Source organism: Kluyvera intermedia (assembly GCF_034424175.1).
Classification (GTDB): domain Bacteria; phylum Pseudomonadota; class Gammaproteobacteria; order Enterobacterales; family Enterobacteriaceae; genus Kluyvera; species Kluyvera intermedia.
Genome location: NZ_CP139986.1, coordinates 1,385,532 through 1,397,108, shown reverse-complemented (window position 1 = coordinate 1,397,108; position 11,577 = coordinate 1,385,532). Strand labels below are relative to the sequence as shown.

At 52.3% G+C, this 11,577-nt stretch carries 11 protein-coding genes; all 11 read right to left on the bottom strand.

The genetic code is table 11. The features are described 5' to 3' along the window. Positions 1-147: 147 nt before the first annotated feature. The 11 genes from U0026_RS06785 to rlmN all read right to left on the bottom strand — a co-directional run bounded on the left by U0026_RS06785 (position 148) and on the right by rlmN (position 11,523). Positions 148-366, bottom strand: coding sequence for a zinc ribbon domain-containing protein (locus U0026_RS06785; RefSeq protein WP_062774492.1), 219 nt, complete (start codon positions 364-366; stop codon positions 148-150). A gap of 51 nt (positions 367-417) precedes the next feature. Beyond that, positions 418-1,506: a Gfo/Idh/MocA family oxidoreductase gene (locus U0026_RS06780; protein WP_062774494.1), complete on the bottom strand. Its 1,089-nt coding sequence runs from the start codon at positions 1,504-1,506 to the stop codon at positions 418-420. A gap of 89 nt (positions 1,507-1,595) precedes the next feature. Continuing rightward, positions 1,596-2,777 (bottom strand): cystathionine beta-lyase, encoded by a 1,182-nt coding sequence (gene metC, locus U0026_RS06775; RefSeq protein WP_062774496.1) that lies wholly within the window; start codon positions 2,775-2,777, stop codon positions 1,596-1,598. Positions 2,778-2,795: 18 nt separating this feature from the next. Further along, positions 2,796-3,041 (bottom strand): YmjA family protein, encoded by a 246-nt coding sequence (locus U0026_RS06770; RefSeq protein ID WP_062774498.1) that lies wholly within the window; start codon positions 3,039-3,041, stop codon positions 2,796-2,798. A gap of 107 nt (positions 3,042-3,148) precedes the next feature. After that, on the bottom strand, positions 3,149-4,627 hold the full coding sequence (der, locus tag U0026_RS06765) for a ribosome biogenesis GTPase Der (RefSeq protein ID WP_062774500.1): 1,479 nt from the start codon (positions 4,625-4,627) through the stop codon (positions 3,149-3,151). A gap of 96 nt (positions 4,628-4,723) precedes the next feature. Then, entirely contained in the window at positions 4,724-5,902 is a 1,179-nt protein-coding gene (gene bamB, locus U0026_RS06760; RefSeq protein WP_062774502.1) for an outer membrane protein assembly factor BamB, read from the bottom strand. Positions 5,903-5,912: 10 nt separating this feature from the next. After that, entirely contained in the window at positions 5,913-6,533 is a 621-nt protein-coding gene (locus U0026_RS06755) for a YfgM family protein (RefSeq protein ID WP_062774504.1), read from the bottom strand. Between the two features lie 33 nt (positions 6,534-6,566). Continuing rightward, positions 6,567-7,841 (bottom strand): histidine--tRNA ligase, encoded by a 1,275-nt coding sequence (gene hisS, locus U0026_RS06750; protein ID WP_062774506.1) that lies wholly within the window; start codon positions 7,839-7,841, stop codon positions 6,567-6,569. Between the two features lie 91 nt (positions 7,842-7,932). Then, positions 7,933-9,051, bottom strand: coding sequence for a flavodoxin-dependent (E)-4-hydroxy-3-methylbut-2-enyl-diphosphate synthase (gene ispG, locus U0026_RS06745; protein ID WP_062774509.1), 1,119 nt, complete (start codon positions 9,049-9,051; stop codon positions 7,933-7,935). 26 nt (positions 9,052-9,077) lie between these two features. Further along, complete coding sequence (gene rodZ / locus U0026_RS06740) at positions 9,078-10,079, bottom strand: cytoskeleton protein RodZ (RefSeq protein WP_062774511.1); 1,002 nt, start codon at positions 10,077-10,079, stop codon at positions 9,078-9,080. A gap of 274 nt (positions 10,080-10,353) precedes the next feature. Then, positions 10,354-11,523 (bottom strand): bifunctional tRNA (adenosine(37)-C2)-methyltransferase TrmG/ribosomal RNA large subunit methyltransferase RlmN, encoded by a 1,170-nt coding sequence (rlmN, locus tag U0026_RS06735; RefSeq protein ID WP_062774512.1) that lies wholly within the window; start codon positions 11,521-11,523, stop codon positions 10,354-10,356. Positions 11,524-11,577 lie beyond the last annotated feature (54 nt).

The following is an 11,577-nucleotide window of genomic DNA, read 5'->3' as shown; positions in this document are numbered from 1 at the left end:
TTATAGAGTGGTGAATAATAGATGCCAGAGCAGCTAACCTAAATAAATTCCTAAAAATTCAAAAGCAAGACACCGATACATAAAATGTTATTAGTAGACATATTAAGAAAAACAATAAGGGGTGTTGAAATAAAACACCCCTATTAATTACTTTATATTAATAATTTCAACCCGCTTCTTAGAAATAAGTCCGTGCCCGGACTGACAAAAATAATCTACCGCACCACAAGCTTTTAAAATTTCCAGTGGTTTATGACACTCAGGGCAGCGCATCTCAAGCTTGAAATCTTTCTGGCAGTGATCGCAATATGCGTGGTCACCCTGTACCTCGAGCGAGGCCTGGCAGGTTGGGCAAGTGAATTCCATGATGGCTCCTTAACGTAGTCTTATGCCGCTATTTTACCACGGCCTCAGGCTTCAGTGTGGCCCGCGTAGCGCCAGCTGAAGCTGTAACAAGCACTCCACCTCAGCAATACGCCGTTGGGTAAGTTTTTCCACTTCCTGTGGGGCCCGGACAAACAAGCTGTTAGCGCCAAAAATATGTTCGCCAAGACAATGGTCATAGATTGCTCCACTGCGCGTCCAACTAAGAGATTGATCGCCAGTTATCAGCTCCACACGTTCCCCCTTAGGGTAACGGCTCTGGCTAATTATCCGCCCATCACGCAAGTAGAGACTTATCCCCTTACGCTCTACCCCCGGCCCCGCGTACTTATTCAGCCACAGATTCACCGGGATACCACCCAGTTCTCCCTGTAAATGCGCCTCTCCTTCCGCGGTTTGGGTATCACCATAAACTATTGGCGTACCCAGCCGATCTTTTGCCATTGATACGGTCAGTTGCAAAGTGTCGTCTCCACCGAGATAGCGTACGGTTTCACGCATCATCGCCAGCACGTGAGTACCAGTATCCAGAATCACACCATCCGGGTGGCGCAACTGGCGTGTATCCGGCTCACCGGTGGCAAAATTGAGGGCAATAGGCTCACTTTCGGTATTAAACCCGCTAGGCTCCAGCAAAAAGCCATCAATACCGACAATATCGGCAGGTGTTGTGATGAGGGGCGCTATCTGCACGGAATGATCGGACAGCCAGCGTTTATCCATTTTCCCTAGTGCCAGACAAATCGCGCCATCTCGTGCCATCCAGTGATCCAGCGCCAGTACGCGTGGTGCATTTTCAGGCAGGGCCAAAAGCTTACGCAGGCGCTTTATCTGCATCAACGTCGCGACAACCGGTTTTTCCACAACAATTCGAGATATTCCAGATACCAATGCAGCTTCCAGTACCGGTAAATGTTGTAGTGAGGTGGTGGTGATACATAGCGTGTCGATGGGCTGCGCCAGCAGTGCGCTAAGAGATTCGCAGCGGGTGACGCCCGGTAGCGTTCGCTGGGGATGACTATCGTATCCCCAGCAGGAAGAAATCGGTAACGACAGTCGTTTAAGGGCGGGAAGCCAGGCAGTTTCAACCACCGCCCCCAGGCCGACAAATCCAATATTCATTTTCTCTGACTCACCATTAAGAAAAGAGCAGCAGAGAGGATTATGCGTGAAGCGCCATCATAAAGTCTTGTTCACAATGGCGCATTGCCTTAACGCACCGAGCGTAAGCGGTCGAAGCCTTCTGCCATATCGGTTTTCAGGTCATCCATATCTTCGAAACCAATTTGCACCCGTAGCGTTAAACCACCTGGCTGCCAGTCTGTCACGGTACGGTATTCCGCGCAGTTAAACGGAATAATCAGACTTTCAAAGCCGCCCCATGAGTATCCCATGCCAAAGATCCCCATGTTATCAAGCATTTTTGCCAATCCCGCTTTGGTATACTCAGGTTTCAGGACGATAGAAAACAGCCCCGAAGACCCTTTAAAATCTCGCTTCCAGATATCATGCCCCGGTGTTTCAGGCAGCGCCGGATGCAATACCTTCAGCACTTCCGGACGCATTTGTAGCCAGCGCGCCATTTCCAGACCACGTTTTTCGGCCTCTTTAAGCCGCAGATGCAAAGTACGCAGGCCACGCAACGCCAGGAAACAGTCTTCGGCACCTGGCAGCATAGCCATCAGGTCATACATTTCACGCAGCTTTGGCCACCACGCTTCATTCGCTGATACCAACCCCATCAGCAGGTCAGAATGGCCGCCAAGATATTTGGTTCCAGCTTCCAGCGCGATATCGCAACCATGTTCGTGAGCGCGGAAGAAAATCGGTGTCGCCCAAGTATTATCAATGATAGTGGTAACGCCGTGAGCTTTCGCCACCTTCGTCATCGCCGGAACATCCTGAATCTCAAAGCTTTGTGAGCCAGGAGATTCAAGAAACAGCGTGGTGGTATTGGGGCGAAACAGCGATTCAATCTCTGCGCCAATGCGCGGATCGTAATAAGTCGTCTCAATACCCATTTTCGCCAGCAGACCGGCACAAAAATTACGCGTTGGCCGGTACACACAGTCAGGCATCAGCAGGTGGTCGCCCGCTTTCAGGGTAGTCAGCAGTGCAAGTGCAATCGCTCCCAGACCGGATGGGGAAAGCACCGTGCCTGCCGCCCCTGCCAGTACACTCCAGGCATTTTCCAGGCTGGCGATAGTTGGCGTTCCCTTCGTGCCATAGTTGAACTGCGCCCGGTTATGTTCCAGATCGTCAACCGTCGGGAAAAGCACCGTGGAACCGCGATATATCGGTGCGTTCACAAAACCCGCTTGTTTGGATGCATCCCGCCCAAGCTGGGTAATTTGGGTACTGATATTGAAATCGGACGTGGAACGCTTGCTCATGACTTACCTCGCAGTAGGCTACTCATTACCCCATTGATTGAGGAACTCAGCGATGTCATCAATACGCTGGGCGTTGATACCGGCTTCCACCGCCATCTCTTGCTGTGCTTCTTCGCTGATCTCTTCGTTGTTCATTAAGCGCGTAATCAGTAGCTGGAAATAAAGCGCTAGCGCGTCGCGCTCTGACTCGTCAACCGGCTTTGCGGACTCCGTCGCGTATTCATCGGCGATATCATAGTATTTAAGTGGTACTTCGTTGCTCATGTATTACTTCCTGAGTTAGGGTCGATGTCAGCCAGATAATAACATTAAAAAGCCCGCTGGATGCGGGCTTGAGAGGAAATACAAAACTAGCGAACCATACAGATTCGTTATTTGCTTTTCTTGATATGGCGAATCAGACGCTGGCGTTTACGCATCTGCGTTGGCGTCAGCGTATTGCGTTTGTTCGCATACGGGTTCTCGCCTTCCTTGAACTGAATACGGATAGGTGTACCCATTACATCCAGCGATTTGCGGAAGTAGTTCATCAGATAGCGCTTGTAGGAATCCGGCAGATCTTTGACCTGGTTGCCGTGAATAACCACAATCGGCGGGTTGTAACCACCGGCGTGGGCATATTTCAGCTTCACGCGACGACCACGAACCAGAGGCGGCTGGTGATCTTCGGTCGCCATGGTCATGATACGGGTCAACATTGCCGTACCGACACGACGGGTGGAGCTATCATAAGCTTCACGGATAGATTCAAACAGATTACCCACGCCGCTGCCGTGCAGAGCGGAGATAAAGTGTACGCGAGCAAAATCGATGAAGCCCAGACGATAGTCCAGAGTCTCTTTAACCTGCTCTCTGACTTCCGAGCTCAGACCGTCCCACTTATTGACGACGATAACAAGTGAGCGCCCACTATTGAGGATAAAGCCCAACAGTGACAGGTCCTGGTCAGAGATACCTTCACGCGCATCAATGACCAGCAGGCAGACGTTAGAGTCCTCGATGGCCTGTAGGGTTTTGATAACGGAGAACTTCTCTACCGTCTCGGTCACTTTGCCGCGCTTACGCACACCCGCGGTGTCGATGAGAACGTATTCACGTTCATCACGTTCCATCGGGATATAGATGCTGTCGCGGGTGGTGCCTGGCATATCAAAGACCACAACGCGATCTTCGCCAAGAATACGGTTAGTTAGCGTTGACTTACCCACGTTCGGGCGACCGACGATAGCGATTTTGATCGGCAAATCCTGCGGGTTGAAGTCATCTTCTGGTTCTTCAACTTCACCGCCGTTCTGCTCGGCTTCAAACTTCGCCCAATACTCAGCGTCTTCGTCCACTTCTTCTGGCGGGTTGATATCATCAACGAACGGCAGCAAAGCGGTTTCCAGCAGCGTGGTCACGCCACGACCGTGAGAAGCGGCAATCGGGTGAATTTCACCCATGCCCAGCGACCAGAAATCAGCAACAGCCTGATCCGGGTCGATGCCGTCAGTTTTGTTCGCCACCAGGAAAGTAGGCTTCTGGCGCGAACGCAAGTGCTTGGCGATACCTTCGTCCGCAGGCATCAGCCCCGCACGTGCATCAACCATAAACAGCACAACATCGGCTTCTTCAATCGCCAGCAGCGACTGTTCCGCCATGCGTGTTTCCACGCCTTCTTCTGTGCCATCGATACCGCCGGTATCGATGCAGATAAACTCACGCCCTTCAACTTCAGCACGACCGTACTTACGGTCACGAGTCAGACCCGGGAAATCCGCAACCAGCGCATCACGAGTGCGCGTCAGGCGGTTAAAAAGCGTGGATTTTCCGACATTAGGGCGCCCGACAAGCGCGACCACAGGTACCATGTTAAAGCCTCATATACTCAAAATTTTGTCAAAATACAGAAATAGCAAACGGCCCCTGCCTAACAGGAGCCGTTCATTGCTGAAACTTCGCGGTCGTTAACGCGTAATCGCGTAAACGGTACCGTCTTTCGCCTGAATCAGCAGTTTACCGTCAGCCACTACGGGTTCCGTCAGGAAGCCGGAGCTATCTACCTTCTGCTGGGCCACAAAACGCCCATCATCCGGATTAGCCCAGTGCATGTAGCCTTCACTATCACCCACGACCAGACTGCCATTGTACAGTACCGGTGAGGTCAGCAGGCGGTGCAACAGATCGCTTTGCGTCCAAAGCGTTACGCCACCGTCGGTGGTCAACGCCAGAATACGGTCATTTTGATCGACGATATAGATACGGTTGCCGTCAACGATGAAGTCATTCACCGAGCCCAGCTCGCGTTTCCACATGATCTGGCCGCTGCGAAGATCCAGCGCCGTCAGGTTACCATTGTAGGCCAATGCGTAAACAACGCCATTAACAATAACCGGTGTGGTATCAACGTCACTCAGACGATCGATTTCAGTGGTGCCGGTAGCCTGAGAAATACGCTGCTGCCAGATAAGCTGGCCTTGCTGCATCAGGACTGCGCTCACACGACCGTTATCACCGCCAACAACCGCCGCACCGTAAGCAACAGCGGGAGCTGACTCGCCGCGCAGCGAAAGCGCTGGCATATCCAGATTCACCGTCCACTTCACGACGCCACTGTTTTCGTCCAACGCCTGCAGCTGGCCATTACTGGTGTGAACCAGAACCAGACCATCGCTCGAGGTTGGGCGAGACAAGACTTCACCTGCAGCGGTAGTCTGCCAGACGATGGAACCATCGCCTGCATCCAGCGCGTAAACCTGCGCCTTTTCGCTACCGACATAAACGTGACCGCCGGCAATCGTCAGGCCGCCGGAAAGCAGCGCTGATTTATGACCAAACCAACCGTCTTTTTCCGCAAGATTCACGGACCAGATTTCTTTCCCGTCATCGGCGTTAACAGCCTTCACGGTACCTTTACGGTCAGCCGCGTAAACCACGCTATCCGCATAAGCCGGATGCAGGTTAGAGTAGAAATCGCCGATACCGCTACCGACAGAAACATCCCACGCGGTAGATGGCGTGAACTGATTTTCCACCGTTGGCAGCGGGGACATTTTCACAACGTCTTCTTCGCCGCTAAACAGCGAGCAACCACTCAAAAGAGTGACAGAAAGCAGTCCAGGCAAAAGTAATTTACGCAATTGCATCGGGTCCCTCTCAGATGGACAAATTATTAATTTTCATGCGCATCATTTCGCTCAGCGCCGGTGATGCATCGCTCTTAGCGCCAGCTTCCCACGCTGAACGAGCACCCTGTTTGTCACCTTTACTGAGCAGGATTTCCCCGCGTAAATCAGCAACAATAGCCGTCCAGCCTTCGCCTTTCACACCTTCCAGTGTTTTCAGCGCCACGTCAGCCTGCTTCATTTGCAGTTGAACGCGCGCCAGACGCAGACTCAGTACGGATTTTAAATTTTCATCTGACGCCGCGGTCAGCCCTTGCTGCAGCTGTTTTTCGGCTTGTGCCAGATCGTTTTTATCAACAAAAGCCTGTGCCAGTTCCAGAGATGCAAACGCCCCGTAGGTGTTTTTCGTCTCGGCTGCAAATTTCTGTGCAGAGGCCAGCGCTTCTGGTTTCCCTGAACTAAGAGAAGAAACGGCATTTTCATACGCCGCGGAAGAATCCCGGGCAGAGTCTACCTGATGAGAATTCCAGTAACGCCAGCCAACCAGCGCACCGATCCCCAAAATCACCCCAACGGCCAGCGCTTTACCATTTTCGGCAAAGAAGCGTTTAATCGCGTCAACCTGCTCGTCTTCGTTATTGTAAATTTCCACGCAGCCCTTCTCCTGATAATAATGTTCTGGCGATTAACCCAGAATAGTGCGCAAATGCGCGGCAACGCCTTCCTGCGTTACGGTTGTCTGCTCACCAGAGCGCAAGTCCTTCACGACAACAGTGGCTTGTTCAACCTCTGACTCACCCAATACCAGGGCAACGCGAGCGCCCCATTTATCAGCACGTGCAAACTGCTTCTTAAAGTTGCCGCCGCCGTGGTTGGTCATCAGCTTCACGCCTGGTAATGCATCACGCACCTGCTCTGCCAGACGCATTGCCGCTGACTGAGTATCGGTGCCTGAGGCAACCAGGTATATATCGACAACAGGATCTGCTTTAAATTCCGGATTAACTGCCTGAACTAACAAAACAAGTCGTTCCAGGCCCATAGCAAAGCCGACGGCTGGGGTCGCGCGACCGCCCAGTTGCTCAACCAGACCATCATAACGACCACCCGCGCACACGGTACCCTGCGAGCCGAGGCTGCTGGTTACCCACTCGAAAACGGTGCGGTTGTAGTAATCCAGACCGCGAACCAGACGCTGGTTCACGGTGTAAGCAATACCGGCGGCATCAAGCTGTGCACACAGGCCAGCAAAGTGCTCACGGGACTCTTCGTCCAGATAATCACCCAGCGTCGGCGCGTCATTCAACAGCGCCTGAACGTCAGGATTTTTAGAGTCCAGTACGCGCAGTGGATTGCTGTACATACGGCGTTTGCAGTCTTCATCCAGCACTTCAACGTGCTGTTCAAGGAAGGCCACCAGCGCATCGCGATAGTTAGCGCGAGCGTCAAGAGAACCGATGGAGTTCAGCTCTAAATTAACGTGTTCAGCCATACCCAGCGCACGCCACCAGCGAGCGGTCAGCATAATCAGTTCGGCATCAATATCGGGCCCTTGCAGACCAAATACTTCGACACCCAGCTGATGGAACTGGCGATAACGTCCTTTCTGCGGACGTTCGTGGCGGAACATCGGCCCGATGTACCACAGACGCTGCTCCTGATTGTACAGAAGACCATGTTCGATGCCGGCGCGTACGCAGCCCGCAGTACCTTCAGGACGCAGCGTCAGGCTATCGCCGTTGCGGTCTTCAAAGGTATACATCTCTTTTTCAACCACGTCGGTAACTTCACCGATAGCGCGTTTGAATAACGGGGTCTGCTCTACAATCGGCAAACGAATTTCGCTGTAACCGTAGCTGCCGAGCACTTGTTTGAGTGTGCCTTCAATGCGCTGCCAGATGGCGGTTTCGCCAGGCAGATAATCGTTCATGCCGCGAATGGCTTGAATGTTTTTTGCCACGTTAATTCTCTTTATATATAAAAATGAACCCTCGACACCAGAGTGCCAGCGGGTTCAATCATACACGGGAAGCACACCGCTTCCCATCTCGTTATTTTTCAACCTGCTGAACGTCGATACGTCGCGCTGCATCCAGTACCGAGGCTTTCGCACGGATCCTGGCTTCAAGCTGGCTAATCATATCGTCATTGTCCAGGCGGTCTTTGCGGACGCCATCTTCATACAGGCCACTTTTCTTGTTACCACCTGTAACGCCCAGCGTCGACACCAGCGCTTCGCCAGGGCCGTTCACCACGCATCCAATGATCGAAATATCCATTGGGGTGATGATATCTTCCAGACGCTGTTCCAGCGCATTCACCGTACCGATAACGTCAAATTCCTGACGAGAACAGGTCGGACAGGCGATAAAGTTGATTCCGCGCGCGCGAATACGCAGCGATTTCAGAATATCGAAGCCAACTTTAATCTCTTCAACCGGATCTGCCGCCAGCGACACGCGAAGTGTATCGCCGATACCTTCAGAAAGCAGCAGGCCAAGGCCGATTGCGGACTTCACGGAGCCGCTACGCAGGCCGCCTGCTTCGGTGATCCCCAGATGCAGCGGCTGATCGATTTTTGCCGCCAGCAGACGATAGGACTCAACTGCCAGGAAAACATCAGACGCTTTTACGCTGACCTTGAACTGATCGAAGTTCAGACGATCGAGATGATCGACATGACGCATAGCCGATTCCAGCAGCGCCTGCGGCGTCGGTTCACCGTATTTTTCCTGAAGATCTTTCTCCAGCGACCCGGCGTTAACGCCGATACGGATTGGAATATTTTTATCGCGTGCGCAGTCAACAACCATGCGAATACGTTCTTCACTGCCGATATTGCCCGGGTTAATACGCAGGCAATCAACGCCATATTCCGCCACCTTCAGCGCAATACGGTAATCAAAGTGGATATCGGCGACCAGCGGGACATTAACCTGCTGTTTGATGAGTTTGAAGGCTTCTGCGGCGTCCATCGTCGGCACAGATACACGAACGATATCTGCCCCTACGCGCTCTAACGCTTTGATTTGATTAACCGTCGCTTCAACATCCGTTGTACGCGTGTTGGTCATTGACTGTACGGCGATAGGAGCCCCATCGCCGATCGGCACGTTCCCAACGTAAATGCGTGTGGATTTTCTACGTTGAATAGGAGCCTGGTTATGCATGAAAAATCTCCCGCATTACGCGTCTGTTATTGTGCTGGTGATTGTTCAGCACTTACCGTCAGGCGCGCAACCTGGTTAGTTCTGATAAAACGACTCAGGTCGACAGGTTTACCCTGGTATTCGATCTGTACTGCAGCCGGCGCACCAATTTTCAGTTTATAAGGTGCCTGACCGCTCAGATTCAGATTACCACCTTTACGCTGCAGGCCGCTGAACAGTTTCTTGCCGGTCGCGTCTGTCACTTCAAGCCAGCAGTCGGCGGAGAAGTTCATCACCAACGCGTTAGCGTCAGCCACTGGCGCAGCCGTTTGTGCCGGGTCAGTTGGCAGCGGAGCAGCGGTTTGCGGAGCTGGAGTGGTCTGTGCTGCGGTATCGTCAACGTTAGCTTGTGACGGTGATACCACGGCAGCGTTATTCTGTGCAGTTTCTGCAGGCGCAGAAGTCGCTACAGGTGCTTCAGTGCTGGTCTGTGCAGAGACAGCCGAATCGGCCGTCGCTGGGGTAGTAGACGTGGCGTCAGTCCCGGTATTCAGCGGGATATTTTGCGAGTCGCTGCCGTTCGCCTTCAGTTCAACTGAAGATTGATCGGCCATGGTGGAGATCTCTTCCTGCTGTGCTTTGTGGTTTTGCCACCACCAGGCGACGGTTAAACCGACCACCACGAACAGTACAAGCCAGGTAAAGCTCATCAGCCAACCATCGCGTTTCTTACGGCGCTTGCCTAAAGAGAAGCTCTGCATCGGTGCGACTTTTGCCGCTCTTACCGGTGCCTGCTTTTCCATCATCGGCAGCAGTTCTTCTTCCGGAATATGAACGAGGCGAGCATAGGAACGGATATAACCACGCAAGAATGTTGAAGCGAGTTCAGCAGGTGCCTTATCTTCTTCAATATCACGAACGGTGGAAACCTTCAGGCACAAGCGTTCTGCAACGGCTTGCTGACTGAGTCCGAGTTGTTCACGGGCATTACGCAAACGGATACCCGTAGTTTGTGCTGCTGATTGGTCGTGATTGGTTTCAGTATTCATTCGCTACAACTGCTGATTCGTGAAATTTAAGATTCTGATGTGAAACGATGTTCACACCGCGAAACATCCGGTCCTGTGATAATACAGACAGCCTCTGCCTGGTCATACCCTACACCAAAACAGCGCTAAAAGCCGTATTTACCCTGTTCTGGCAACGCTACATACTGCCTCAATACTTGAGGAAACGCACCGTAATTATTAACCAGATCAGTACGTTTCGCCTAATCCTTAAGCACTTAACGCTGCGCGCGCCATTTCCGGCGCGCGCGATGCATCATGACAACTCTTTCACCGAGATAGATTCACCCTGCATACGTTTACGCAGAGTACGCTTGGTGCGGTCAATAACATCACCGGCCAACTGCCCACAGGCGGCATCAATATCATCGCCGCGCGTTTTACGAACGATGGTGGTGAAACCATAGCTCATTAACACTTTGCAGAAACGATCGATACGGCTGTTGGAGCTACGACCATACGGTGCGCCCGGGAACGGGTTCCATGGGATCAGGTTAATCTTACACGGCGTATCTTTCAGTAGCTCAGCCAGCTCATGCGCATGCTCGGTACCGTCATTAACGTGATCTAACATCACGTACTCGATGGTGACACGACCCTGGTTGGCGTTAGATTTCGAAATGTAGCCACGTACTGATTCCAGGAACGTAGCGATATTGTACTTTTTGTTGATCGGTACAATTTCGTCACGAATGGTATCGTTTGGTGCATGTAAAGAGATTGCCAGCGCCACATCAATCATATCGCCCAGCTTATCCAGCGCAGGCACGACGCCTGAAGTCGACAGGGTCACGCGGCGTTTAGACAGACCAAAACCGAAATCATCGAGCATGATTTCCATCGCCGGAACCACGTTAGTCAGGTTAAGCAGCGGCTCGCCCATACCCATCATCACCACGTTGGTGATAGGACGTACGCCGGTGGCTTTCACTGCGCCAACAATTTTCGCCGCGCGCCAAACCTGGCCGATAATTTCCGACACTCGCAGGTTACGGTTAAAGCCCTGCTGCGCCGTAGAGCAGAATTTACACTCTAAAGCACAACCAACCTGTGAAGAGACACACAGGGTTGCACGATCGTCTTCCGGGATATACACGGTTTCAACGCGCTGATCGCCTACGGCAATCGCCCATTTGATGGTGCCGTCAGAAGAACGCTGCTCTTCCACCACTTCCGGGGCGCGAATTTCAGCGACTTGCTTAAGTTTGTTGCGCAGGACTTTGTTGATATCGGTCATATCATCGAAGTCATCGCTGCAATAGTGGTACATCCACTTCATCACCTGGTCGGCGCGGAAGGGTTTTTCGCCTAAGTCTTTAAAAAACTCGCGCATCTGCGGACGGCTAAGATCCAGCAGGTTAATTTTTCCATCTTTATTGGGAACCGCCGGGATGGCGCTCTCAGGCGTGACAATTTGTTCAGACATTTTTTTATTCCGGCCTCGTTGTTACACGTTATGGCCCCTGGAGGGTGGATTGAT

What these genes read in the sequence shown, in the direction of transcription:
- metC (WP_062774496.1), bottom strand. Translation starts at nt 2,777, where the DNA reads ATGAGCAAGCGTTCCACGTCCGATTTCAATATCAGTACCCAAATTACC.
- U0026_RS06770 (WP_062774498.1), bottom strand. Translation starts at nt 3,041, where the DNA reads ATGAGCAACGAAGTACCACTTAAATACTATGATATCGCCGATGAATAC.
- bamB (WP_062774502.1), bottom strand. Translation starts at nt 5,902, where the DNA reads ATGCAATTGCGTAAATTACTTTTGCCTGGACTGCTTTCTGTCACTCTT.
- rlmN (WP_062774512.1), bottom strand. Translation starts at nt 11,523, where the DNA reads ATGTCTGAACAAATTGTCACGCCTGAGAGCGCCATCCCGGCGGTTCCC.
- U0026_RS06780 (WP_062774494.1), bottom strand. Translation starts at nt 1,506, where the DNA reads ATGAATATTGGATTTGTCGGCCTGGGGGCGGTGGTTGAAACTGCCTGG.
- rodZ (WP_062774511.1), bottom strand. Translation starts at nt 10,079, where the DNA reads ATGAATACTGAAACCAATCACGACCAATCAGCAGCACAAACTACGGGT.
- U0026_RS06785 (WP_062774492.1), bottom strand. Translation starts at nt 366, where the DNA reads ATGGAATTCACTTGCCCAACCTGCCAGGCCTCGCTCGAGGTACAGGGT.
- ispG (WP_062774509.1), bottom strand. Translation starts at nt 9,051, where the DNA reads ATGCATAACCAGGCTCCTATTCAACGTAGAAAATCCACACGCATTTAC.
- der (WP_062774500.1), bottom strand. Translation starts at nt 4,627, where the DNA reads ATGGTACCTGTGGTCGCGCTTGTCGGGCGCCCTAATGTCGGAAAATCC.